The organism is Oceanobacillus salinisoli, from assembly GCF_009733865.1.
Lineage (GTDB): Bacteria > Bacillota > Bacilli > Bacillales > Amphibacillaceae > Oceanobacillus > Oceanobacillus salinisoli.
In genome coordinates this window covers 16,880-41,633 of record NZ_WOFB01000014.1, presented here as the reverse complement: position 1 = coordinate 41,633, position 24,754 = coordinate 16,880, and the positions used below count along the sequence as shown (strand labels likewise).

Here is a 24,754-nt window from a genome sequence, read left to right as displayed (position 1 = left end):
TTGCTTTCTTGTACTATTATATACATATAAACTTTGTAAGTGCTTACAAATAGATGGTTATATCCTGAGAAATTTTACGAAAGGGGTATTTCTATGGAATGATTAGAAGATATGTGATGGTAAGTACTTGTCCAACTGTATGTCGGTATGTATTATTGTAAAAAGATACAGTTGAAATTCAGTTAGTTAGGTTTCTCATAAATAATATAGGAGCCTATTTTTTAAAATATATAATTTAATGGATTATAAGCTGTAAAACTTGGGAATTGTAAAAAATGGTGAGTAATAATATTTAATAGGAGTGTAAACGAGATGAATAACTATAGGGCGAATCCATGGGCAGATGTGAAAGGTCCTAATATGGGCTATCTTCTAGAACAATATGATTTATATATAAATGACCCGGATGCTGTCGAGAAAAGCTTTAAAGATTTATTTGATGTGTGGGGGGAACCAGTCGCTTCTGACAATAATAATGATAGGGAAGTCAATTCCATGTCTCCCAACGCATTATTAAATAAAATGAATAAGCTTGTATCTGCCATTACATTGGCAGATAATATTCGGGCATATGGGCATTTAGAGGCTAATATCTATCCTTTGGAAAAACAAGAGGCAAATGATTTATTGGATATGTCCAGTTATCAATTGACCGAGGAAGATTTAAGGGAGATACCTGCACATTTTATTTGCAGTGAAAATAAACAATTGAATAATGGACTGGACGCCATAAATTATTTAAAACAAATTTACACATCAACGATTGGATTCGACGTTAATCATATGGAACCAACAGAAAAAGCATGGCTGCGAAATAAGATAGAAACAGAAGTGGTTAATGAAGAGATTTCTGTTTCCGAAAAACAGCAATTGTTGGAAATGCTTCTGGCGGCAGAAGGTTTTGAACAGTTTTTAGGAAAAACTTATGTTGGTCAAAAGCGGTTTTCTGTAGAAGGGCTGGAATCATTAATTCCTGTAATGGATGAAATGATTCGTCTTGCTGCAAAGGACAGGATGATGGATGTCATGATATCGATGGCTCACCGTGGAAGGCTTAATGTTTTGACGCATGTTCTGGAGAAACCCTATGAAGCAATATTCTCTCAGTTTCAGCATTCCACATGGGAAAATGAAGATCCCACATTAGAAGTAGTAGATGGGGCGACAGGTGATGTGAAGTATCACCTTGGAGCGGTAAAGAAAAAACGAGTGGAAGATAACGAAATAAAAGTAACACTGGCTAATAACCCGAGCCATTTGGAAATTGCTGGTACAGTGGCAGAAGGATATACTAGGGCAGCACAGGAAACTAGAACGGAAAAAGGGTATCCTAGGCAAGATGTTTCGAAAGCTGTGGCTGTTTTGGTTCATGGGGATGCGGCTTTTACTGGGCAAGGTGTTGTAACAGAGGTGCTAAATTACGCTAACACCAAAGCATATGGAACTGGCGGTACGATTCATGTAATTGCCAATAATTGTATTGGCTTTACGACAGACCCGGAAGATGATCGGTCAACCAAATATCCAAGTGATATTGTAAAAGGCTACAATGTGCCAGTTATCCATGTTAATGCTGATGATCCAGAGGCCTGCTTAAAAGCGGTTCGATTAGCTTTTGAATATCGACAAACCTTTCATAAAGATGTATTGATTAATTTAATCGGCTATCGCCGACTTGGTCATAATGAAATGGACGAACCACGTACGACAAGTCCGGTGATATACAAGCGAATTGATCAACATCCGACGGTGACAAAGATTTATAAGGAAAAGCTTGCAGCTGAACAATCTATAGCAAATGAGAAAATGATTGAAATAGAAAACGCAACACAAAATAAATTAAAACAGGCGTATCAAAATATTCGTTTCGATCAGGAGCCAGTCCGTCCGATTGCTGAGCGTCATGCTGCATATTCAAATGAGTTTCCAAATACAGATACATCTGTTGATGAGGAAACCTTAACTAAAATAAATAACGAACTGTTGGAATGGCCTGAAGGGTTTCATGTTTATGGTAAACTTAAGAAAATTTTAAATCGTAGACGTGACGCCATTGAAAAGCATAAGAAAATAGATTGGGGTCATTCAGAAATTTTGGCTTTTGCCTCGATTTTGAAGGATGGCAACCCCATTCGGTTAACCGGGCAAGACTCGGAGCGGGGGACATTTTCCCATCGGAATATTGTATTATCTGATGAAAAGACGGGAAACAAATACAGTCCGCTTCATACGTTAAGTTCGGCAGATGCTTCTTTTGCAGTCCATAATAGTACACTTTCAGAAGAGGCGGTTTTAGGTTTTGAATATGGATATGACGTGCATTCTAAAGAAACCCTTGTATTATGGGAAGCACAATTCGGCGATTTTGCCAATGGTGCACAAGTCATTTTTGATCAGTTCATATCATCGGGAAGGGAAAAATGGGGACAAAAATCCGGATTAGTTATGCTGCTTCCACATGGGTATGAAGGCCAGGGACCTGAACATTCCAGTGCCAGACTGGAACGATTCTTGCAATCGGCTGCTGAAAATAACTGGACCGTTGCTAATTTGTCCAGTTCCGGAAATTACTTTCATATTCTAAGGAGGCAGGCGGCCTTATTGGATACAGATGATATTCGACCGCTTGTGATTATGTCTCCGAAGAGTCTGCTTCGAAACGCAGCGGCAGGCGTCTACCTTGAAGACTTAGCAAATGGAGAATTTCAACCGATTATAAAAGAACCTGGATTAGGTGAGAATCCGGATGATGTTAAGAGAGTCGTGTTTACAACAGGTAGGTTGGCAGTTGAATTGTCTGAGGCAGTATCCAAGGATAAGGAAATGTATAATTGGCTGGATATGATAAGAGTAGAAGAATTATACCCTTTTCCAGAAGAGAAAATAAATCATCTCCTAAGCAAATATAAAAACCTGGAAGAAATCGTATGGACACAAGAAGAACCACAAAATATGGGAGCATGGTCTTATGTAGCTCCACGCTTACAGGAGCTGGCACCTGAAAATATAAAAGTGACTTATAATGGAAGACCGGATATGGCAAGTCCTTCAGAAGGAGATCCACTGGTCCATAAAGAAGAGCAAAACAGAATTATTAATAACGTATTAACCCAAACAGTAAAACGTAATACAAGTGTAAGGAAAATTGGGTAGAACAGGCCGCTGATGTGCGGCTTGTTTACTTTAAAAATGCTGCTTTTCATATATAATGTGAATCCTTAAAAGCAACCAATTCTACGAAACAACAATATGAAGATTTTGTCGCAAAATGCCGATTCTTGATGAAAGTTGTCTAATAAGCAACCGCAAAGGAAAGTTTTCTAAAAAAGTTACTTAAACGCTTGCATTTTATTTTTAAAAAGGTTAAAGTAAAATTAGCAAAAGGAAAGTGGAGCAATACTTTACGACCTCCTGACAAGGAGCTGTAAAAGTATTTTTGATTCCATCACTTTGCAGCAAAACGTTATAAGGAGGTCATAATAATGACTGGTAAAGTAAAATGGTTTAACGCAGAAAAAGGGTTCGGTTTCATCGAGCGCGAAGATGGAGACGATGTATTCGTACATTTCTCAGCAATCAACGCGGAAGGTTTCAAAACGCTTGAAGAAGGTCAAGACGTTGAATTTGAAATCGTTGAAGGTAACCGTGGACCACAAGCAGCTAACGTAACTCGTCTATAATAGATGATTGTAAAAGGTTTATCTCATTCGTGAGGTAAACCTTTTTTGGTGAGTTGAAAGTATTGTATAGGATCAATGAGAGAGAAAGCAGGGTTAGAATGAATATGAATCGCAAGGAAATCGATGAGCAAGTAATTCAAAATTACCAGGAAAATGAAAAAATGATGATTTTGATTTTTGCGCAGTGGTGTATTAATCATGATTTAGATCCTGAGGAGATATATGCACAAGCATATCCGAATCAGCCAAAAAATGAAATACTGACTGAGGTGTTGGAGGATACGGTTTCTAAAAATGAATCCGATACAATTGAGGACGAGACAGTATTAAATGTTTTGCAGCTGTTTGGAAATGATGATTTAGCATTTGTTGTTCAAAATGAAATAGAGAAACGAGGAAAGTAACTATTTCCTGTTTCTCTATTTTACATTACAGCTGTTGATTGAATAATTTAATTAATGCCTGTGTACCGCTATCTTCTTCTCCCTTTTCAGCAAGTTCTTTGTAGAGGTTTAAAGATAGCTCCAGCCCTGGAGTAGAGAAGCCTAGTTCTTTTGCAGATTCCAGTGAAATCGTCATGTCTTTAATAAAATGCTTTACATAAAAACCAGGTGCGAAATCCCCTTTTAGCATTCGAGGAGCGAGGTTGGAAAGAGAGAAGCTCGCTGCACCACCTGTTGAAATGCTGTCAAGAACTCTTTCTGGATTTAATCCCGCTTTTTTTGCAAAAGCAATTGCTTCTGATACACCGACCATATTGGATGCAATAGCAATTTGGTTTGCTAATTTCGTGTATTGTCCAGCACCCGCTTTTCCTTGCAGTACAATGTTGTTTCCCATCACTTCGAATATCGGGAGAAGTGCTTCATATGCATCCTGATCTCCACCAATCATAATTGCAAGTGTCCCATTTTTTGCGCCGATATCCCCGCCTGAAACAGGTGCATCGAGTGCAAAGATATTTTTTTCTTTTGCCTTTTCATAAATTTCCATGGCTAGGGAAGGTTTGGATGTAGTCATATCAATGACATAGGATCGTGGTTTTGCATTTTCCAATATACCCTCTGGCCCATAATATACCTCTTCCACATCAGAAGGGTAGCCAACCATGGTAATAATGACATCGGAGTCGTTGGCCAGTTCTTTCACTGTGTTTTTCCAAGCTGCTCCATTCTCCAATAAATCTTCTGCTTTTGCTTTCGTTCGAGTGTAAATATTAATGGAATATCCTTCATTTTGTAAATTGAAAGCCATACTTTTTCCCATTACTCCAGTACCGACAAAGCCAATTTTTGTGTTTTTTGTATCCATTTTTATTCCCCTCTCCATCATCTTCTTTTTCTAATCATATCTTTTTTAAGTGGATATCACAATCTATGTGAAAAAATCCATGGCATATATAGTTAAAGTGCATGAAAATGGGAAGGGTAAAGAATTGGGTGGCATATAAACTTCGGACCAATGAAAAATATGTTTTATTGCTCATAAAAGGGAGAGGAGCGCTCATAAGTAAAAATTTCCGCTCATAAAAGGGATGGGAACGCTCATAAATGAAAACTACCCGCTCATAAGAAGGAGAGGAGCAATCATATATAAGAATTCCCGCTCCAGTAGTAGATTTGCTCCAACATTACTTAATGTTTAATCAGAAGTATATATTGCTGGAAAATGGTCTTGAAAATAGGGGTTAAGGTAGTAGACCAATACAATATTTAGTTAAAGAGGTAACCATTGTGCTGTACGGCAAAAATACCACAATAAAGGAATAAGAGACAGGCAACTTACGAAAGCAATCGCTACTTCATTAGGATTCAAACAACATTACAAAAGTATACATAAAGGATGGAATTCCCCTTGCTGACATGATTTGGGAGTGCAGATAAAGAATCAAACTACCACAGTTACACATAGTATAGATAGTAATCATTTTTAGCCACACATCAATTTAATGGAGGCTGGTCATAATGATCACGAATGAGCAACTATCACAGTGTAAAACTGCGTTAATACAAAGACAAAATGAGTTAATTCATCATATACAGGACCATTATGGAAGAACGCTTGAAATGGCGAAAGAATCCGTTAGTGAGTTATCCAACTATGATAATCACCCTGGAGATTTAGGAACAGAATTATTTGAAAGGGGAAAAGATACGGCACTGAACGAACACGCCGAAAAAGAGCTGAAGGAAATTAATGAAGCACTGCATGCTATAGAAGAGGGGACGTATGGCATTTGTACGAAGTGTGGAGCGGATATTCCATTCGAACGTTTAGCTGCTGTGCCAACAACGGATCGCTGTGTCGAGCACGCCAAAGATACAATTTCTGACCATCCAAGAACAATGGAGGAAGAGGTTTTTTCACCGAATATTAACCCGAACGAAATAACTGATGAGGAGCAGGTAGGTTACGATGCTGAAGATGCATGGCAGGATGTCAGCCGTTATGGAACGAGTGAGACAACCGCAGATTTTTACGATGATATCGAAAATTACGATGATATGTACCCAAATAGTGATGAGAATGTCGGTGCTGTGGAAGATTATGAAAATTTTGCATCAGCAGATATCAATGGCAAATTTACCGGAGTTACTCCAAACCATCAAAAATACGAAGATAATGATGAAGAAGCGGGAGAATTTTGAAACCTTTTTGATCGTTATTCGTAACACCTAATAGGGGTGATGAGAAAATGGAGGATACAAAAGGGTGTCTGAAGTGTGGAAGCACGAGGGCAAATCAGAAGGAAGTTGCCATGACTGGTACAGGATTATCCAAAATGTTTGATGTTCAACATAATAAGTTCATCGTTGTATATTGCGAGGATTGTGGCTATTCCGAGTTCTATAACAAGAGAAGTTCTACTGGAAGCAATATCATCGACTTATTTTTTGGAGGGTAAAATATTGTGTCAAACGAACTTCTTGGCTAAAATTTATCACGTGATTAACTGGCTGTAAGATCCAAAACGAGAAGAACTCAAGATGCCTCAAAAATTATAAGTGGGGAGGCAGCCAGTAAACTTCTAATTCGTTCAGGGACTGCGGGTCTCTCCTTGTGGTACTAACAATTAGTGGGGGATGAAAAAAACACTGATTAAAGATTCACTTTATCTTTCCGAACGTATAAATAAAAGGAACAGGCCCTTTACTTTAAATAAGTAAAGAGCCTGTTTTTATTATCATCATTCCTGCTCCATTTCAACGAGCTGCAGGTTTGTTGTGTGTGTTTCTCCATCACGGATATACTCGATTTCAAGATCATCTCCAACAGTTGTTTCGGAATAAAGGTATTTTCTTAGTTCCAAAATGGATGTTACCTCATTACGATCGATTTTTGTAATGACGTCAAATTGCTGTAACCCAGCACGATCAGCCGGGGAGTTTGGCTGAACATCAGCAATGACCATTCCGCCTTCCACATCATCTGGCAGATTGATTTCATAACGATATTGTGGAGGAACCTGATATAAAGATGCGGTAGATATACCAATTTGTGGTCGAGTAACTTCTCCCTCTGCTTCCAATTCCTCCATAATAGGTAGTGCAGCATCTACTGGAATGGCAAACCCAATACCTTCTACAGCACCTTGGGCAATTTTCATGGAATTAATACCAATCACATCTCCATCGGCGTTAACGAGAGCCCCACCACTGTTACCAGGGTTGATAGCGGCATCGGTTTGAATAACTTCAGTTACCCAGTCAGCTTGCATATCACCGTTTGTATCCACAGAAACGGAACGGTTTAATCCACTTATAATTCCCTTTGTTACAGAGTTCGCGAATTCCAGTCCGAGTGGGTTACCAATTGCCAATACCGTTTCTCCCACGACAAGATTTTCAGAAGAACCGATATTCGCAACGGTGCTTACCTTTTCTCCGTCAATTTCAAGTACTGCTAAATCAGTAAGAGGATCTTCGCCTAGAACTTGCGCAGGTATTCGCTCTTCTTCATTTAGAACAACCTCTACTTCCTCTGCACCGTCGACAACGTGTTGATTGGTGACAACATATGCTTTTCCGTCTTCTTTTTTATAAATGATTCCAGAACCTGTGCCGGCTTCCTCACTACCGGTCCAGACGCTTTGCTGCTGTAAGTTCACTACACCAACAACCGTCTCGGCAACCTCCTCAATGTTTGTTGAAACATTTGCATCCTCTGCTGCCAGTTCTTCCACGATTGGTGTTCCATCTACCTGAACCGCAGTTTGTTCCGAGCTGTTCGTTGCTGTCTCAGAAGATTCGTTACCAATGTCGATGATACCGTTTGTGAAGAGGGAGGTTATAATCACTGCAGATATAACACTGCCGATTAACCCGCCAAATACACCACTAACCCAAGAGTTCTTCTGTTTTGACTGTTTCAAAGATGACTCCTCAGAACTGGACCGGCGATACGGATTTTGATAATTCTGTTCAGGATCATTGGGCCCTTCTGTTGTTGCCGCGCTTTCTTCAGGATGGTTATGATTATTGTATGTTGAATAAGGTAAAGCAGATTCTTCATGATGTTCTGGTTTGTAATGATGTTCATCATCTTGTACGAAATCTTTCTCTTCCTTATAAGTATCGTGTCTATCCTGATTTTTCATAGAATCATTAGCGCTGTCCTGATTGCTTTGGTCAGGATTCTGTGAATAATGATGACGCTTGTCATTGTTATTGTGTTCCATGAAAATCACTTCCCTTTAATTTGATATATTTAGTATACTATCCTTAGTATAGCCACCACCAGTGGGATGGATTAGGTAAAAATGTGGCATATTTGTGTAAATAAATGAACGAGTTAGTGTAAACATTCTAAAAAATATGTAACAATATAAATAAAATAGCAGGTAGAAAAAGGTGAATAAAATGACACATTTTATTGGACTTGTTGAAGATGATTCCAATATCCAAAATATTGTTTCGGCGTATTTAAAAAAAGAGGGGTATAAAGTAGAAGTAATGGATTCTGCGGAAGAAGCCATGAGTATATGGGAACAAAATCCACCTGATATGTGGATTCTGGATATTATGCTACCGGGTATGGATGGATATGAGTTTTGTAAAAAAATTAGAAACGAAAGTGATGTACCCATCATCATTATTTCGGCAAAAGATGACGAAATTGATAAAATACTAGGTCTGGAGTTAGGGGGAGATGATTATTTAACGAAGCCTTTTAGTCCACGTGAGCTGGTTGCGCGTGTTAAACGGTTGTTTAAACGAACCAGTGTGACTAAGAAGCCGTCAGTTGCAGACGAGAATAGGCTGAAGCTGGATGAACTTTTAATTTATAAAAATGAGCGAAGGGTATTTTGGCACGGAGAAGAATATGAAGTAACAACAAAGGAATTTGATATGATACTATTGCTTACCGAGAATGCGAATCGTGCGTTTTCCAGAGATGATTTATTGGTAAAAATATGGGGGAATGATTATTTCGGAAGCGACCGGGCTGTAGACGATCTGATTAAACGTATACGTAAAAAATTTAATAATATTCCGATAGAAACAGTATGGGGATATGGATATCGAATGCGAAAAGAAGAGGATTAATCATGAAACTACAATCTCAACTCAGCATTGCGTTTACATCTTTGCTTTTAGTCATCATGGCAGTTGTCTGGTACGTGATTTATTCATTAATATTGAATTTATTAATTCAGGATGAACAACGTCAGCTCGAACAAACAGGGGAATTATTGGTGGATATTCTCAATGAACAGTATAGTTCTCCACAGAATATTCAACAATTTTACAGTGTACTGCAGGACCAGGATTTGCAGTTACTTTTGTATGACAGAAACCAGGATAGGGTATTGTTTTCATCTATGTCAAGTAGAGTAGTTCAAGGTTTTAATGATAATAATGATATTTCCAATCCAAGTGAAACGATATGGGACTTCGGAAATGAGAAATATGTTACATCAAGAATTTTATTTTTGCCGGAAACATCAGGACTTGAAATGATACTGCTTACCCCTGTAGATGATCTGCGGGAGGTTCAGCAAAGTTTCTTCTTCCGGCTATTCCTCGTCTTTCTTATTGGACTGACTGCGGCGGCGTTACTGGCCCATTATTTTACGAAAAGGTTAGTAACACCATTATCCCAGTTGAAACGTCAATTGAAGAAAATAGAAAAGCGGCAATTTGATGATATTAAACATATTGAGGCAACAGGAGAAATTAAAGAAGTGGCTGAAAGTGTTTATGAAATGGCAAATGAACTTCAGCGGTACATGAATTCTCAGCAAACCTTTTTCCAAAACGCCAGTCATGAATTAAAAACGCCCCTAATGACAATTCAAGGGTATGCGGAAGGTATAAAAGATGGTATTTTCGATGAAAAGGAAACAGAGAGAGGTTTGCAAGTAATGGTTACTGAAGTGAACCGTTTAAAGGGAATCATCAATGAAATGATACTGCTGGCCAAATTAGATACGGAGCTGAATATATATGAACCAACAAAGATTGATGGCAGAGAGATAGTTGAAAAAATAGCCGATCGAGCATTGCCATTGGTCAATGAAAAAGGAATAACATTGCACCATAAAGTAGAAAATAATATACAAATATTTGCTGATGAAGAAAAACTGTTAAGGGCATTGTTAAATGTCGTTTTTAACGGAATTCGTCATGCAAACACCCAGGTAGCTATTTATGTATCGAATAAAAATGGGATAACCACCATTACTATTGAAGATGATGGCGCAGGGATTTCGGAAGAACTAGCACCAAATGTATTCCACCGTTTTGTAAAGGGGAAAGATGGAGAAACAGGTCTGGGACTGTCGATAGCGCGCGCCATTATCGAACATTCTCATGGCAAAATAGCTGTAGACAAGTCAGAACTGGGTGGAGCAAAATTTATAATAACCCTACCTGAAAAATAAGTTTTTTTAATTAAATTAATCTTTCAAAGCATTTTATGTGATATAATGTTGTAGTTTGATGCATATGGTTATAGTTATATAAGAGGAGCGTACATTTATGCAATTAAGAGAAGATATTCGCAATATCGCAATTATTGCCCACGTTGACCACGGGAAAACGACCCTTGTCGACCAATTATTAAAGTATTCCGGAACTTTCCGTGAAAACGAACATGTTGATGAACGTGCCATGGATTCCGGTGATATAGAGCGTGAACGCGGAATTACGATTTTAGCTAAAAATACAGCAGTGAAATATAACGACACGACGATAAATATTTTAGATACACCTGGACACGCCGATTTCGGTGGAGAAGTCGAACGTATCATGAAAATGGTAGACGGTGTTGCGTTGGTTGTCGATGCTTATGAAGGAACGATGCCACAAACGAGGTTTGTACTGAAAAAAGCATTGGAGCAAAAACTGACACCTATTGTAGTTTTAAATAAAATTGACCGTCCAAATGCAAGACCTGAAGAAGTTGTGGATGAGGTTCTTGATCTATTCATTGAACTTGGAGCAGATGATGAACAATTAGAATTTCCGGTTGTTTATGCTTCCGCATTAAATGGAACATCTGGATTAGAGCCTGAAGATCAGCAGGAAACGATGGATCCTGTGTTTACGACAATTCTTGAACATATTCCTGCACCGGTAGATACGTCAGAGGAACCATTACAGTTCCAGGTGACCCTTTTGGATTATAATGATTATGTAGGCCGAATTGGTGTTGGCCGAGTAGTGCGTGGAACCATTAAAGTTGGCCAACAAGTTGTTCTGATGAAAGAAGACGGTTCACAGAAGAATTTCCGTGTGACTAAATTATTTGGGTTCATTGGCTTAAAACGAATCGAAATTGAAGAAGCTCAATCAGGGGATATTGTAGCCATCTCAGGTATGGAAGATATTAATGTTGGGGAAACGGTTTGTCCACAGGAACATCCAGAAGCATTACCATGGCTCCGTATTGATGAACCAACATTGCAAATGACATTCCTGGTGAACAATAGTCCATTTGCAGGGCGTGAAGGAAAATATATTACATCCCGAAAAATTGAAGAGCGTTTAATGAAACAATTGGAAACCGATGTAAGTTTACGTGTCGACCCAACAGAATCTCCTGACGCATGGATCGTGTCAGGGCGTGGGGAACTGCACTTATCGATTTTAATTGAAAACATGCGCCGTGAAGGTTACGAGCTGCAGCTTTCCAAACCGAAAGTTATTATTAAAGAAATCGATGGTGTGCAATGTGAGCCGGTAGAGCGCGTACAAGTGGATGTTCCGGAAGATTACACGGGTCCAGTAATGGAATCATTAGGTGCACGTAAAGGCGAAATGCTGGATATGGTGAACCATGGAAATGGACAAGTTCGTCTGGAATTTAAAGTGCCATCTCGTGGTTTACTTGGATATTCCACAGAATTTATGTCACAGACTCGTGGTTATGGAATTATTAATCATACTTTTGAAGCATATGAACCTGTTATTAAAGGACAGGTTGGTGGACGTCGTGAAGGTGTCCTCGTTGCTTTAGAAAATGGAAAAGCATCTACGTATGGAATTATGCAATTGGAAGATCGTGGGGTTATTTTTGTAGAACCCGGTACCGAAGTATATGCTGGAATGATCGTTGGCGAACATAACCGTGAAAATGACTTAACCGTTAATATCACAAAAGAAAAACATTTAACCAATGTTCGTTCCGCAACAAAAGACCAAACAACAACCATTCGTAAAACACGTCAAATGTCATTAGAAGAAGCACTGCAATACTTGAATGACGACGAATATTGTGAAGTAACACCAGAAACCATCCGCTTACGCAAGAAGATTTTAAATAAAAACGAACGCGAAAAAGCAGCCAAACGAAATAAATTAGGCTAAGTTATAAATTGGCAGATGTCATATGACATCTGCCAATTTTTTTTGTTTTTGATTGACTTTTCTCATTTGGCTATTTCTAAAAAATTTAATATATAAACGGTGATGAAATAACTACTTTCTTGATTTCTGCACGGGGCGGTGTGCATTTAGGGAACACACAAGAAGAAGGTTCTGGTTCCCGAACCGAGCCGGAAAAAGATGAAAAAGGCACGTAGAGAGGTTCTAGGTGCCTGAACAAAGCTGGAAAAAGTAAAAAAGGTCACGTAGAAGGGTTCTAGGTGCTCGAACCGAACTCGAAAAAGATGAAAAAGGCACGTAGAAAGGTTCTAGGTGCCCAAACCGAGCTGGATAAAGTAAAAAAGTCACGTAGAAGGGTTCTAGGTGCCCGAACCGAACTCGAAAAAGATGAAAAGGCACGTAGAAGGGTTCTAGGTGCGCGAACCGAACTCGAAAAAGATGAAAAGGCACGTAGAAGGGTTCTAGGTGCCCGAACCGAACTCGAAAAAGATAAAAAAGGCACGTAGAAAGGTTTTAGGTGCCCGAATCAAGCTGGAAAAAGTAAAAAAGGTCACGTAGAAGGGTTTTAGGTGCCTGAACTGAACTCGAAAAAGATGAAAAAGTCACGTAGAAGGGTTCTAGGTGCCCGAACAAAGCTGGAAAAAGTAAAAGAGGTCACGTAGAAGGGTTCTAGGTGCCCGAACCGAACTCGAAAAAGATGAAAAAGGCACGTAGAAAGGTTCTAGGTGCCCGAACCGAGCTGGAAAAAGTAAAAAAGGCCACGTAGAAGGGCTCTAGGTGCCCGAACCGAACTCGAAAAAGAAGAAAAAGTCACGTAGAAGGGTTCTAGGTGCCCGAACCAAGCTGGAAAAAGTAAAAAAGGCCACGTAGAAGGGTTCTAGGTGCCCGAACCGAACTCGAAAAAGAAGAAAAAGTCACGTAGAAGGGTTCTAGGTGCCCGAAGCGAACTCGAAAAAGAAGAAAAAGTCACGTAGAAAGGTTCTAGGTGCCGAATCAAGCTGGAAAAAGTAAAAAAAGTCACGTAGAAAGGTTCTAGGTGCCCGAATCAAGCTGGAAAAAGTAAAAAAGATCACGTAGAGAGGTTTTAGGTGCCGAATCAAGCTGGAAAAAGTAAAAAAGGTCACGTGAAAAAGTTCTAGGTTCCCAATCAAAGCCCGAAAAAGTAAAAAGAAGGTCGAGTGAACTCTTTCTATTTTCCTGTTTCAAATAATTATAATTACAAGAGCAAATGAGGGAATAATAATTTTAAAGTGAAAGCAGTTGCATTATTTGTATATACAGGTTATACTGTGAATGCGAAAAAATTGTATATACAAGTTTGTTTCATATAACAAGTTTTAACAGAGGGAGGAAAAACAGTTGTCTAACATAGAATGGATCTATGCACCACTTAGTGGGAAGATTACAAAATTAGAAGAAGTCCCAGATCCAACGTTTTCACAAAAATTAATGGGGGATGGAATCGCGATTGAACCGACAGAGGGAAAAGTCGTAGCCCCATTTGATGGAGAGGTTGTACTTGTTGCAGGAACTAAGCATGCGATTGGTTTGAAGGGACAATCAGGAGTTGAAATTTTAATACACATCGGATTGGAAACCGTTGCATTAGATGGTGAAGGTTTCGATGTTCAAATAAGCCAAGGGGATAAAGTGAAAACAGGTGATACGTTACTTACTTTTGATTTGGACTTTATTAAGGAAAAAGCATCCAGTCATGTAACCCCAATCATTATTACCAATGGCAGTGATTTCGAACCACAGGAGGTTTCGGAGGACGATACTGCAACTGCTGGGGAAACGAAATTAATCAAAGTGGACAAAAAGGAAAAACAAAGCACTGAAAAATCAGAACCTGTAAAATCTGCAAGTTCTGTACAGTATAGTCAAGAAGCACGTGATATCGTTGCTGCAGTTGGTGGAGAAGAAAACGTGGATATGGCCACTCATTGTGTGACGAGATTGCGTTTTGCCTTAAACGACGAAGACAAAGTGGATACAGAAGCATTAGATAAAATGGATCTTGTAAAGGGATCATTTTCAACGAATGGCCAGTTCCAGGTTATTATTGGTCAAGGAACAGTAGATAAAGTGTATAAGGCAATGGTCCAGGAAACAGGGATTACAGAAGCATCAAAGGATGAAGTGAAAGCTGCTGGTGCTCAAAAACATCAAAATCCGCTGCAGCGAGGAATTAAAATATTAGCCGACATCTTTATACCAATATTACCTGCGATTGTTACAGCGGGTTTATTGATGGGGATCAATAATGTATTAGTAAACCCTATTTTTGGAGAACAATCTGTTATTGAAATGTACCCACAATGGGCTGGGATAGCAGATATGATTCATATTATCGCCAACACGGCATTTACGTTTCTTCCTGCTCTCATTGGTTGGTCTGCCGTGAAGCGGTTTGGTGGAAGTGAACTGCTCGGTATCGTACTGGGGTTAATACTTGTACACCCTGATTTAATGAATGCTTGGGGTTACGGCGCCGCACTAACAGAGGGAGAAATCCCTGCATGGAATTTATTCGGTCTGGAAGTGGAAAAAGTAGGTTATCAAGGTCAAGTATTGCCGGTATTAGTAGCTTCATGGGTATTGGCAAAAATAGAGGTATGGTTAAGAAAACGTGTGATGGATTCCTTGCATTTATTAATTGTTGCACCAGTTGCACTTTTAGTTACAGGTATTTTAGCATTTATTGTTATCGGACCAATCACATTTACAATTGGAAATTGGATTACAAGTGGAGTTGTTACAGTATTTGAAGTAGCACCAATTATTGGTGGGTTAATTTATGGATTACTTTATGCACCTTTAGTTATAACCGGAATGCATCATACTTTCCTTGCCGTTGACTTGCAGTTGATTGGAAGTACAGGAGGGACAGTCCTATGGCCAATCTTGGCACTTTCCAACATTGCTCAAGGAGCTGCTGTTTTCGGAATTATGCTTGCTGCCAGAGATGAAAAAGTAAAAGGTCTAGCGGGTACGTCTGGGGTCTCCGCATGGCTTGGTATTACAGAACCAGCAATGTTTGGGGTTAATCTCCGTTATCGTTATCCATTTTATGCGGCAATTATCGGTACAGCCATTGCCGGAGCATTTATTACTTTCTCAGGAGTGCGAGCTTCTTCCGTTGGGATAGGTGGAATTCCAGCGCCATTATCCATCTTTCCAGAAAGCTGGATTCCATTCTTAATTGGGATGGCTATCGTTATTGTTGTACCATTTGTCATTACATTTATTATTGCTAAACGAAAACTTCGATAGATCAAACATCAATCAGTGGGGGAATCCTCCACTGATTGAATTCTAATGAGATAGTTATAAAAGAACAACTAGAGCAACAAAAATGAGGAGTGAATAAATTTATGAATGAACCTTGGTGGAAAAAAGCAGTCGTCTATCAAATCTATCCGAAAAGCTTCCATGATACAACTGGAAATGGGATTGGAGATATCCGGGGAATCATTGAGAAACTGGATTATCTGCATAAATTAGGTGTAGATGTATTATGGTTAACACCTGTTTACCAATCCCCACAAAATGATAATGGTTACGATATTAGTGATTATTATTCCATTGAACCAACCTATGGGACGATGGAGGATTTTGAAGAATTATTAAACGAAATCCATAAACGTGGAATGAAACTAATCATGGATTTAGTCATTAATCATACATCAACCGAACATGAATGGTTCAAGCAAGCGATATCCTTCAAAGATAATGAGTATCGGGATTATTATATTTGGAAGGATCCGGTGGAAGGAAAAGAACCAAATAATTGGCAGTCCAAATTCGGCGGTTCGGCTTGGAAGTATGATGAGAAATCTGGTCAGTATTACCTCCATTTATTTGATGTGACACAAGCAGATTTAAACTGGGAAAATGAAAAAGTGAGAAAGCAATTAGTGGATATGATTCAGTTCTGGGCTAAAAAAGGAATTGATGGATTCCGCCTTGATGTCATTAATCTCATTTCTAAGGATCAGCGTTTTCCTAGTGATGATACGGGGGATGGACGGAAGTTTTACACAGATGGACCACGCGTTCATGAATACTTGCATGAAATAAATCAAGCCGCTTTTTCCCCTTATAATATGATGACAGTTGGTGAGATGTCATCGACTACACTGGAAAACTGTATATTGTATACGAATCCGGAACGAAAAGAATTGGATATGACCTTCCAATTCCATCATCTAAAAGTCGATTATCCAAATGGAGAAAAATGGACGAAGGCACCGTTTAACTTTATACAATTGAAACAAATCCTTTCCAACTGGCAAGTAGGGATGCATGAGGGAAACGGCTGGAATGCCTTGTTCTGGTGTAATCATGATCAGCCACGTGCCGTTTCGCGATTCGGTGATGATGGGAAATATCATAAAGAGTCTGCAAAAATGCTGGCAACGACTTTGCATATGATGAAAGGAACCCCTTATATATATCAAGGGGAGGAATTTGGAATGACTAACCCGAACTTTACCTTTATTGATGAATATAGGGATGTAGAATCTTTAAATGCATATAAGATGTTGAAGGAAGAAGGGAAATCCGAACAGGAAATCTTGGACATATTGCAGCAAAAGTCACGTGATAATGCGAGAACACCGATGCAGTGGTCGCCGGATTCTGAACATGCAGGTTTTACCAATGCAACGCCATGGATTGATGTTGCGAAAAACTATCCGGAAGTAAATGCGGAAAAAGCAGTAAATGATCAAGATTCTATCTTCTACCATTATCAAAAATTAATCGAACTACGTAAAAAGTATGATATTATTACTTATGGGGATTACCAACTAATGATGGAAGATCATCCAGAAGTATTTGCATATACACGTAATTGGCAAAATGAAAAATTAATTGTTTTAAGTAATTTTTATGCAAATGAAGTAGAAATCGACCTGCCGCTGGAAAAGGCAGAAGTACTAATATCCAATTACTCAGATGCAAAAAGCCATACAACATTAAGACCGTATGAATCCATTGTTTATTATGTGAAATAACAAGCTTAGATTCCTCATTTCCTCATGGAAGGGGGAATCTTCTTATACATTTAGAAAACAACTTTATAAAGAGGTAAGTATATGTCGAGGAATAAGAAATATTTAGCTATTTATCATGATCTTGTAAATAAAATTCAAACAAACGTTTGGACCAAAGATTCACTGCTTCCCTCAGAGAATGAACTGACAGAAATGTATCACACATCACGGGAAACGATTCGAAAATCGCTCAATCTGCTGGCGCAAAATGGTTATATACAAAAAGTCCGGGGAAAAGGTTCCGTGGTCATCGACTTTGACAAGTTCTCTTTTCCGGTCTCAGGGATTGTCAGTTATACAGAGCTTGTAGAAGAGTTAGGTTTATCCAGCAGAACGATTGTTAACCATCTTGGGTATACAAAATCGCAGGAAGCCAGGCGAGTATTAGATGCTTCCCAGGAGGAGAAAGTCTGGACAGTAACGAGAATCCGCGAGATTTCTGGGGAAAAAGTAATCTTGGATAAAGATTATTTTAATGAGCAATATGTTCCTTTGCTTTCCAGAGAGATTTGTGAGAATTCCATTTACCACTATATTGAAAATAAATTGGATTTAGTGATCAGTTTTGCTCAAAAGGAAATCGTTGTAGAGGATCCAACAGAGGAGGACAGGGAATTGCTGGATTTAGATGGCTACTCGAATGTCGTCGTAATCCGAAGTCTTGTTTATTTGGACGATACTACATTATTCCAATATACGGAATCGAGACATAGGCCTGATAAATTCCGTTTTGTAGATTTTGCCAGAAGAGTAAAAAAGTAGACTGCTTATGTATTGGCTTAAAATATGAGGTGATTCGTGTGAAACGATTTTTCCATCGGTTAAAGTTTTTATTTACCTTTCATAAATCGATTCCATTTCTTGTAGAGTTCTTCGTTTCAAAAGAAGTAAAATGGACAACAAAATTGTTATTTTTGGTTCTAATTATAGGTTATATTATCATACCATTTGATATAATTCCTGATTTTCTGGTTGTGTTTGGTATCGTCGATGATATAACGCTGGCACTTATTTTACTGCAGCAAATGGTGAAGGTGGCCCCGGATTCGTTAAAGGAAAAATATAAAAAGCTTACATAGTTTGAGGGTAGGGATTTACGGGAAAGTAAGCATATGAAATTTCTTGTTAATATTCGCAGTTAATAAAAAATGCGACATAAATTTAAATAATCATGGAGCTTATTATACCGCTACGGAAATTCATTTCGCTTCCCCTTAAGATGACCCGTGATCCTCCTCGAGCTGATGCGACTTGTGGGTCTCGTTCTAGTCATTCTTCCCGCAGGACAAGGAAGGCCTCGGCAGCGTTACATCGCACGCAGAAAAAGCGCTTTTCTTTTTCAAGGAGTCTCGGTGTATTTTTGGCTAGGGTCTAGTTATACAACACCCTAGCATTTGGATCCTTCTGAGGAATTCCTATACTTTGCGTGTTTTTTTACTCTCGAACTAATGGAAGAGTACAGCAGCGGAAGGATCCACCTGATTTAATAATTTCAGAAAACTCTACTTCAATGACATCATATCCCATTCTGCGTAATTCCTGGTTTAACCGTTTTTGGATGGGGAGACTGATAATCTTTTTATTTCCAATAGAAAAAACATTGGTACCTAATTTAAATTGTTCTTCCTCTGACACTTCAATAAGCTGATAATGCTGCTGCAGTATTTTATAGGCTTCTTCATTGACTCCATCTTTAAAAATAATTGCAGTATCTTCACTAATAATATTAAATGTACAATCCAAATGAAGAATATCTTCGCGGATAGAAATAGGAGTTACTTGATAATCCGGAAGTTTGTGTTGTACATAATCAATAGCGTCCCGAGTAGTCCGATCACTTACACCAATCCATACTTTCCCATTATCTACTAATACATCCCCACCTTCAATCGATTCTATGTCGATGTGGTGGTAGGGTATATCCTGTTCATTTAACCATTTTTTTAAGACATCTTCTTCAGGCTTCCGTAACTCTTTATTTAGAGCAGCAATGAAAAATGTGTTTCCTATTGTGAAGCCAATGTCCCGTGTGAAAACTTGTTCATTTAATTCTTTCTCTGCATGAAACGGAATAACATTTACACCTTCTGATTCTAAGGTATGTACAAATTTCTGATGCTGTTGTACAGCAATGTCATTATCGATATTTTCTTTCAAGTAATGACGCTGAGTAGTATTGATAACTTCTTTTATTTCCATATATTCAGGGGGAACTACAATAACTTGTCTTAATGAATGATATTCATTGTAACAGCTGATTTTCCCCTTTTTTGATGTAGCTTTTTCCATATCATTTCCTCCAATCATAAGATTAGCGCCCTTACTTTAAAGTATCTCTAAAAAAGCAATGTTTTATTTTGTTTTTTTTCGTTTTTTTTCATTTGGGATATATTTGGTATAATATGCTGCAAAAATTAGACAAACAAAAGCAAGTCCCCATCCTGCAATTCCACTCCAATATAAATCAAGGCTAATTCCAGTTACAATAAAGATCGCACTTAGTAAAATAAAGAAGGATGTAAGATATCGTTTCATGGAAATTTCTCCCCTCAAAAAATAATTATGATAAGGTTTTCATTATATTTATATTCTTATTATGCAAAATATGTGTTAAAGCCTATTTACAGTATAGCAAACAATAAAATGACGGTGTAGGATAACAGTCCTAAATTTTATCACGTGATTAACTGGCAGAAGACCCTTAACGAGAGAGAATTCGAAACTTCTAGAATTATAAGTGGGGAACTTATAGCCAGTAAATTCCTGATTCATCCATCTAATAATTAGTGGGAGGTGAAAAAATCCCTTTGTCTACCACTACTTAAGAACATCGCGTATCATGTCGAATTTTCGCTTTTCGTGGTATGATAATTGTAAAAGGGTAGGAGGTGTTTGATAATGAGTAGAATACTGACAGTACTTCTTATGTTATGTGTTTTTGCCGCAGCATGTACTGGTACAGATAATCAGGATCAGGTCATGAGCAGTGAAAATGCTTCTTTAAAAGAAGTATATTTGCAGCCGAAAGAACACCAGGAATATACTCAGGAAATAACCCTCTCGGCAATTGGTGATATCCTTATTCATAGCCCGGTTTATAAAGATGCCAAAGGGGAAGACGGATATGATTTCTTGCCAATGCTGGAAAAGGTAAGGCCTTATTTAGAGCAACCAACAATAACAATAGCAAATCAGGAGACTATGATTGGTGGAGAAGAATTAGGATTATCCACGTATCCCTCTTTTAATAGTCCACATGAAGTAGGAGATGCCTTAAAGGAAGTAGGGGTGGATGTGGTGACCATAGCGAATAATCATACATTGGATAGAGGGGAAGAGGCGGTTCAAAACGCCATTGAACATTGGGAAACCATTGATATGATGTATACAGGTTCCTACAAGGATCAGGAAGATCGAGAGAAAGTGAGGGTTTATGAAACAGGAGAAGGCGTTTCCGTTGCTTTCTTATCTTATACGTATGGAACGAACGGAATCCCAGTACCAGAAGGCAAGGATTTTCTCGTGAATTTGATTGATAAGGAATGGATGGAAAGTGAAATCGATAAGGCAAAGGAACTGGCAGATGCTGTTATTTTAAGTCTGCATTTTGGGAATGAATATGAGAGGTACCCAGATGATACACAGAAGGACCTTGTACAATTTGCTGCAGACCAAGGTGTACACGCGGTGATTGGACACCATCCCCATGTCCTGCAGCCAATGGAATGGGTAACAGGAAAAAATGACAATGAAACATTGGTAGTTTATTCATTAGGTAACTTTTTATCGAATCAGCAGGGCTTATATAAACGAATTGGCGGTATTACGAACTTTTCCATTAAAAAAACGGAAAAAGGGGATCGGGTAGACATAGAAGTTCATTCACCGGAATTTATGCCAACGTATGTTACCTTTGATGCGAATCAGACGAATTATCGAGTGGTACCGATGAATCAGCTAACAAACGAAGAGCTTTCAGGGGCAAAAAGTCATTATGAAGAGATAAAAGCCCATATGTCCCAATGGATGCCGGAACTGGAGTTTATCGAGGAATAGATAATGCTCATCCATCAATGAATGAGCATTTTATTATGTGGTTACACGAAATCGTTTGTTTATAAACATTTTTATGAGATAAAGTATAAGGCCTGATCCCGCAATCATTAGATGATGAATATTCACTGTAATTCCAAAATCTGGCATGAACATAAAGGCAACTAAGGATAAACCGATGAATACCGAACAGATTAGCCATAATTGTAAGAACTCTATCCACTTATTCTGCTTTTTCTTTTGGAAGGTCGAGCCTTTCAGCCATTTTAAAATAATAACAACCCAGAATGCAATCAATAATAAATCAATAATACCAATGAGAAGTCCAGAACCGAGGGGGAAGGATAAAGAATTCGTACCTATATCAAATAATGTATACAGTCCATATCCGACAATTCCTTGAAATAATGCAAGAATAGCAAGCAAATCAAGGATAAGAAAAGAGATAAAGTAGATATTTTTCAATACCTTCTCACCTGGTATTTCAGTTAGGAGCTCATTACAGTATGCCTGAAGATCCTCCCCAAATACATCCTTTGCCGTTTTCCCCTGTGCATCGGCTTCCAATAAATGATCCAATAATTCTAATAAAACTTCCTCCGTTTGCTGTTCGGACTTCGTTGTGTTCAGTCGAATATAAGTTAGCATGTCCTCGTAATAAGCTTTGTTTTTTTCACTTAACTGCTCCCTTTTTTCGTTGTTCATTTTTATGATATCTTTGGCATTCATATTCATTCCCTCCCTTTTTCAATAATGGAGTCTACAGGTTGTTTAATCGACTCCCAATGGTATATAAATGCTTGTAAAGCTTTTATTCCTTCTTCTGTTAAATGATAATATTTCCTTTTTGGCCCTGATTCAGAGCTTTTCATCTCACCGACAATTAGTTTCTCTTTTTGTAGCCGCAGCAGAATCGGATATATAGAACCTTCACTGACATCGGATAATCCGAAATCCTTTAATTTCATGGAAAGTTCATAGCCATAGGTTGGCTCCATTTTGATGACAGCTAAAATGCAGCCTTCAAGGATTCCTTTTAGCAATTGACTGCGTTGGGACACTTGTATCATCTACCTTGTATAACAATATAGTCGATATGTAGTAAGCTACCTTGTATTGCAAAGTAGCTTAATATTAGTATAAAGCTTATTCTATAATTTTCAAGTAATTTCTGATATGATAATTTTAGATTTTAACGCAGTGATATAAGGGAGATACGTACATGGAATGGAAAAATATTTACCGTGGTTTAATTATGGGAGCAAGTGATGTGATTCCTGGAGTAAGTGGTGGTACACTTGCCGTTTTGCTTGGAATTTATGACCGGTTAATTGCTTCCATCAATGGCTTTTTTAGTAAGGAGTGGAAGAAGCATTTAGGTTTTCTGCTTCCTTTGGGAATTGGTATACTGACAGCTATTTTCTTATTGGCCAATCTCATTGAATGGCTGTTTGAGTATTATCCTGGCCCAACGCAATTTTTCTTTCTTGGATTAATTCTTGGTGTATTGCCTTATCTATTTCATAAAGCAGACGCTAAAAATGCCTTTAACACACAACATATTCTTCTATTAGTAATTGGTATCATCGTTGTTGCATCCATGGCATTTTTAAACCCTGTTGAAGGGGAAGTAATGGAACAGGTTACTGGTTCAACCTATGTTCTTCTATTTTTTGCCGGTTTTATAGCGAGCAGTGCCATGATTATTCCAGGAATAAGTGGTTCTTTTATGTTACTTTTGCTTGGGGTGTACACAACCGTTATTTCAGCAATTAGCAACTTGCAATTGGATATCATTGCTGTAATAGGACTTGGAGTAGTTATTGGAATCGTTGTTATGAGTAAAGTAATTAATTTCTTCTTGACCAGTTATTATACTGGAACATTTGCGATTATTATAGGATTGGTTATTGGCTCCGTCTTTGTTGTGTTTCCAGGATTTCCTTCAGAGACTGATTTAATTCTGCTCAGCATCTTAACTTTTGCAGCCGGTTTATTTGTAGCTTACATACTTGGTAGGGTAGAATATAAACAGTAGAAAAAACATAGTAAAAAGGGGTGGAACAATGGAATATATTCAAACAGAAGAAAAATTTAACGAGGTTATTCAAAGTGAGGCTCCAGTTATTATAAAATTCTTTGCTGACTGGTGTCCTGACTGCAAACGCATGGATATGTTTATTGATGGTATTTTGGAGGAATTCAAAAACTTTGAATGGTATGAAGTAAATACCGACGAAATAAAAGGGATTGCGGAAGAGTATGAAGTAATGGGAATCCCTAGTATACTAATCTTCCAGAACGGGGAAAAATTAGCGCATCAGCATAGTGCCTATACAAAGACACCTGAATCCGTAACAGAATTTCTACATCAGCAATTAGGATAGAAAAAACGATCATTCTTCATCGAAACGAAGAATGATCGTTTTTGTTATGTAATTTTAAAAGTCAACGTATCACTGATTTTTAGAGAACTATTTTCTAGAGAGGCGTAATTGTTGCTAAAATTGAGTTGATATACCTTTTCCAAGACATCCTTACCAAGAGTATGTATGCTTATTATTTTTTTGGTGTTGATCAGGTTTTTATCATCGGGAATGTTCTTTCCGTTTCCCCATTCAATGATAAACGGAAGGTTGGAGGTGGTGGATGGAAAAAGCATACACCATTCTAATAGTGTTCCATCGGGTTTTATTCTTTTACCAGGAATAGGGCCTTTATAGGAGAAACGCTGATCATTATAGTAATCTACGAAATCATCCATAAAATGGGTGCGAAGAGCGAACTGAATCATTCCTTCTTTGTTGTCTTCAAAGCTTGCAACCAATTGTTGTATTAATGGATTATCAGAAATTTTTGCTGTTTCCTCGTCAAATATACCGAGCCATTCTATATAACTATTATTGGAAAAGTAAGCCAGATAATTATAGGTTCCCCAGTTCTCATGCTTTCCACCTTTTATCGTTTGAACGGCATGCTCATTAGCAAAATCCTCTGCAGCTTGCTTCGGATCCCTTGTCGCAATCACGATATGATCTAAGGCTAACATACATAAATTCAACTCCTTATACATTAATTGATAATAATCTGTTCTCTGCAAGATGCAGTGTTTCACTAAATCTATAAAAATATT

The 24,754-nt window shown here is 38.2% G+C and carries 23 protein-coding genes; 16 read left to right on the top strand and 7 right to left on the bottom strand.

All coding sequences use genetic code 11. The features are described 5' to 3' along the window. Positions 1 to 288 precede the first annotated feature (288 nt). The 3 genes from GMJ66_RS10390 to GMJ66_RS10380 all read left to right on the top strand — a co-directional run bounded on the left by GMJ66_RS10390 (position 289) and on the right by GMJ66_RS10380 (position 4,084). The gene (locus tag GMJ66_RS10390; protein ID WP_407939231.1) at positions 289 to 3,153 is read left to right on the top strand and encodes a 2-oxoglutarate dehydrogenase E1 component; all 2,865 of its coding nucleotides are present in this window, start codon (positions 289 to 291) and stop codon (positions 3,151 to 3,153) included. Positions 3,154 to 3,479: 326 nt separating this feature from the next. Further along, a complete protein-coding gene (locus GMJ66_RS10385; protein ID WP_231514902.1) occupies positions 3,480 to 3,680 on the top strand; it encodes a cold shock domain-containing protein in 201 nt (66 codons plus the stop codon). A gap of 104 nt (positions 3,681 to 3,784) precedes the next feature. Next, complete coding sequence (locus tag GMJ66_RS10380) at positions 3,785 to 4,084, top strand: hypothetical protein (protein ID WP_156290384.1); 300 nt, start codon at positions 3,785 to 3,787, stop codon at positions 4,082 to 4,084. Between the two features lie 25 nt (positions 4,085 to 4,109). On the opposite strand, the gene GMJ66_RS10375 is transcribed toward GMJ66_RS10380, so the two are convergent. Next, positions 4,110 to 4,991, bottom strand: coding sequence for an NAD(P)-dependent oxidoreductase (locus tag GMJ66_RS10375; protein WP_156290252.1), 882 nt, complete (start codon positions 4,989 to 4,991; stop codon positions 4,110 to 4,112). A 653-nt stretch (positions 4,992 to 5,644) separates the two neighbouring features. Here GMJ66_RS10375 and GMJ66_RS10370 point away from each other — a divergent pair. Both GMJ66_RS10370 and GMJ66_RS10365 read left to right on the top strand, forming a co-directional pair. Continuing rightward, positions 5,645 to 6,328, top strand: coding sequence for a TraR/DksA C4-type zinc finger protein (locus tag GMJ66_RS10370; protein WP_156290251.1), 684 nt, complete (start codon positions 5,645 to 5,647; stop codon positions 6,326 to 6,328). A 47-nt stretch (positions 6,329 to 6,375) separates the two neighbouring features. Next, positions 6,376 to 6,585 carry a zinc ribbon domain-containing protein gene (locus tag GMJ66_RS10365; protein ID WP_156290250.1) on the top strand — a complete coding sequence of 70 codons (210 nt, stop codon included), beginning with the start codon at positions 6,376 to 6,378 and terminating at the stop codon, positions 6,583 to 6,585. A 282-nt stretch (positions 6,586 to 6,867) separates the two neighbouring features. On the opposite strand, the gene GMJ66_RS10360 is transcribed toward GMJ66_RS10365, so the two are convergent. After that, positions 6,868 to 8,358: a S1C family serine protease gene (locus GMJ66_RS10360; protein ID WP_231514893.1), complete on the bottom strand. Its 1,491-nt coding sequence runs from the start codon at positions 8,356 to 8,358 to the stop codon at positions 6,868 to 6,870. A gap of 181 nt (positions 8,359 to 8,539) precedes the next feature. Between GMJ66_RS10360 and GMJ66_RS10355 the strand changes: the two genes are divergently transcribed. The 8 genes from GMJ66_RS10355 to GMJ66_RS10320 all read left to right on the top strand — a co-directional run bounded on the left by GMJ66_RS10355 (position 8,540) and on the right by GMJ66_RS10320 (position 18,647). After that, positions 8,540 to 9,226: a response regulator transcription factor gene (locus tag GMJ66_RS10355; RefSeq protein ID WP_156290249.1), complete on the top strand. Its 687-nt coding sequence runs from the start codon at positions 8,540 to 8,542 to the stop codon at positions 9,224 to 9,226. A 2-nt stretch (positions 9,227 to 9,228) separates the two neighbouring features. Next, entirely contained in the window at positions 9,229 to 10,563 is a 1,335-nt protein-coding gene (locus GMJ66_RS10350) for a sensor histidine kinase (RefSeq protein ID WP_156290248.1), read from the top strand. A gap of 97 nt (positions 10,564 to 10,660) precedes the next feature. Continuing rightward, positions 10,661 to 12,490, top strand: a complete 1,830-nt coding sequence (typA, locus tag GMJ66_RS10345) for a translational GTPase TypA (protein ID WP_156290247.1) — start codon at positions 10,661 to 10,663, stop codon at positions 12,488 to 12,490. Between the two features lie 278 nt (positions 12,491 to 12,768). After that, positions 12,769 to 13,014, top strand: a complete 246-nt coding sequence (locus GMJ66_RS10340) for a hypothetical protein (protein WP_156290246.1) — start codon at positions 12,769 to 12,771, stop codon at positions 13,012 to 13,014. A gap of 853 nt (positions 13,015 to 13,867) precedes the next feature. Further along, complete coding sequence (gene treP, locus GMJ66_RS10335; RefSeq protein ID WP_156290245.1) at positions 13,868 to 15,784, top strand: PTS system trehalose-specific EIIBC component; 1,917 nt, start codon at positions 13,868 to 13,870, stop codon at positions 15,782 to 15,784. Between the two features lie 101 nt (positions 15,785 to 15,885). Then, on the top strand, positions 15,886 to 17,529 hold the full coding sequence (gene treC / locus GMJ66_RS10330; RefSeq protein ID WP_156290244.1) for an alpha,alpha-phosphotrehalase: 1,644 nt from the start codon (positions 15,886 to 15,888) through the stop codon (positions 17,527 to 17,529). 81 nt (positions 17,530 to 17,610) lie between these two features. Then, positions 17,611 to 18,330, top strand: a complete 720-nt coding sequence (gene treR / locus GMJ66_RS10325; protein WP_156290243.1) for a trehalose operon repressor — start codon at positions 17,611 to 17,613, stop codon at positions 18,328 to 18,330. Positions 18,331 to 18,368: 38 nt separating this feature from the next. Continuing rightward, positions 18,369 to 18,647 (top strand): DUF1232 domain-containing protein, encoded by a 279-nt coding sequence (locus GMJ66_RS10320; protein WP_156290242.1) that lies wholly within the window; start codon positions 18,369 to 18,371, stop codon positions 18,645 to 18,647. A gap of 355 nt (positions 18,648 to 19,002) precedes the next feature. Here GMJ66_RS10320 and GMJ66_RS10315 read toward each other — a convergent pair whose 3' ends face one another. Both GMJ66_RS10315 and GMJ66_RS10310 read right to left on the bottom strand, forming a co-directional pair. Beyond that, a complete protein-coding gene (locus GMJ66_RS10315) occupies positions 19,003 to 19,857 on the bottom strand; it encodes a dimethylarginine dimethylaminohydrolase family protein (RefSeq protein WP_156290241.1) in 855 nt (284 codons plus the stop codon). A 63-nt stretch (positions 19,858 to 19,920) separates the two neighbouring features. Further along, positions 19,921 to 20,103, bottom strand: coding sequence for a hypothetical protein (locus GMJ66_RS10310; RefSeq protein ID WP_156290240.1), 183 nt, complete (start codon positions 20,101 to 20,103; stop codon positions 19,921 to 19,923). A gap of 363 nt (positions 20,104 to 20,466) precedes the next feature. Here GMJ66_RS10310 and GMJ66_RS10305 point away from each other — a divergent pair, with 363 nt between their 5' ends. Further along, on the top strand, positions 20,467 to 21,624 hold the full coding sequence (locus GMJ66_RS10305; protein WP_156290239.1) for a CapA family protein: 1,158 nt from the start codon (positions 20,467 to 20,469) through the stop codon (positions 21,622 to 21,624). 33 nt (positions 21,625 to 21,657) lie between these two features. On the opposite strand, the gene GMJ66_RS10300 is transcribed toward GMJ66_RS10305, so the two are convergent. Further along, positions 21,658 to 22,350, bottom strand: a complete 693-nt coding sequence (locus GMJ66_RS10300) for a DUF1129 family protein (protein ID WP_156290238.1) — start codon at positions 22,348 to 22,350, stop codon at positions 21,658 to 21,660. 2 nt (positions 22,351 to 22,352) lie between these two features. Next, positions 22,353 to 22,682: a PadR family transcriptional regulator gene (locus GMJ66_RS10295; RefSeq protein WP_156290237.1), complete on the bottom strand. Its 330-nt coding sequence runs from the start codon at positions 22,680 to 22,682 to the stop codon at positions 22,353 to 22,355. Between the two features lie 161 nt (positions 22,683 to 22,843). Here GMJ66_RS10295 and GMJ66_RS10290 point away from each other — a divergent pair, with 161 nt between their 5' ends. Both GMJ66_RS10290 and GMJ66_RS10285 read left to right on the top strand, forming a co-directional pair. Beyond that, complete coding sequence (locus GMJ66_RS10290) at positions 22,844 to 23,659, top strand: DUF368 domain-containing protein (RefSeq protein WP_156290236.1); 816 nt, start codon at positions 22,844 to 22,846, stop codon at positions 23,657 to 23,659. Between the two features lie 28 nt (positions 23,660 to 23,687). After that, complete coding sequence (locus GMJ66_RS10285) at positions 23,688 to 24,008, top strand: thioredoxin family protein (RefSeq protein WP_156290235.1); 321 nt, start codon at positions 23,688 to 23,690, stop codon at positions 24,006 to 24,008. A 44-nt stretch (positions 24,009 to 24,052) separates the two neighbouring features. Here the strand turns inward: GMJ66_RS10285 and GMJ66_RS10280 are convergent, their stop codons facing one another. Next, positions 24,053 to 24,670, bottom strand: a complete 618-nt coding sequence (locus GMJ66_RS10280; RefSeq protein ID WP_197046661.1) for a VOC family protein — start codon at positions 24,668 to 24,670, stop codon at positions 24,053 to 24,055. Between the last annotated feature and the right edge of the window lie 84 nt (positions 24,671 to 24,754).

Coding starts and splice junctions, on each gene's coding strand:
- GMJ66_RS10380 (WP_156290384.1), top strand. CDS start 3,785: ATGAATCGCAAGGAAATCGATGAGCAAGTAATTCAAAATTACCAGGAA.
- treR (WP_156290243.1), top strand. CDS start 17,611: ATGTCGAGGAATAAGAAATATTTAGCTATTTATCATGATCTTGTAAAT.
- treC (WP_156290244.1), top strand. CDS start 15,886: ATGAATGAACCTTGGTGGAAAAAAGCAGTCGTCTATCAAATCTATCCG.
- GMJ66_RS10310 (WP_156290240.1), bottom strand. CDS start 20,103: ATGAAACGATATCTTACATCCTTCTTTATTTTACTAAGTGCGATCTTT.
- GMJ66_RS10280 (WP_197046661.1), bottom strand. CDS start 24,670: ATGTTAGCCTTAGATCATATCGTGATTGCGACAAGGGATCCGAAGCAA.
- GMJ66_RS10375 (WP_156290252.1), bottom strand. CDS start 4,991: ATGGATACAAAAAACACAAAAATTGGCTTTGTCGGTACTGGAGTAATG.
- typA (WP_156290247.1), top strand. CDS start 10,661: ATGCAATTAAGAGAAGATATTCGCAATATCGCAATTATTGCCCACGTT.
- GMJ66_RS10305 (WP_156290239.1), top strand. CDS start 20,467: ATGAGTAGAATACTGACAGTACTTCTTATGTTATGTGTTTTTGCCGCA.
- GMJ66_RS10365 (WP_156290250.1), top strand. CDS start 6,376: ATGGAGGATACAAAAGGGTGTCTGAAGTGTGGAAGCACGAGGGCAAAT.
- GMJ66_RS10350 (WP_156290248.1), top strand. CDS start 9,229: ATGAAACTACAATCTCAACTCAGCATTGCGTTTACATCTTTGCTTTTA.
- GMJ66_RS10315 (WP_156290241.1), bottom strand. CDS start 19,857: ATGGAAAAAGCTACATCAAAAAAGGGGAAAATCAGCTGTTACAATGAA.
- GMJ66_RS10300 (WP_156290238.1), bottom strand. CDS start 22,350: ATGAATGCCAAAGATATCATAAAAATGAACAACGAAAAAAGGGAGCAG.
- GMJ66_RS10285 (WP_156290235.1), top strand. CDS start 23,688: ATGGAATATATTCAAACAGAAGAAAAATTTAACGAGGTTATTCAAAGT.
- GMJ66_RS10370 (WP_156290251.1), top strand. CDS start 5,645: ATGATCACGAATGAGCAACTATCACAGTGTAAAACTGCGTTAATACAA.
- GMJ66_RS10355 (WP_156290249.1), top strand. CDS start 8,540: ATGACACATTTTATTGGACTTGTTGAAGATGATTCCAATATCCAAAAT.
- GMJ66_RS10360 (WP_231514893.1), bottom strand. CDS start 8,358: ATGGAACACAATAACAATGACAAGCGTCATCATTATTCACAGAATCCT.
- GMJ66_RS10290 (WP_156290236.1), top strand. CDS start 22,844: ATGGAATGGAAAAATATTTACCGTGGTTTAATTATGGGAGCAAGTGAT.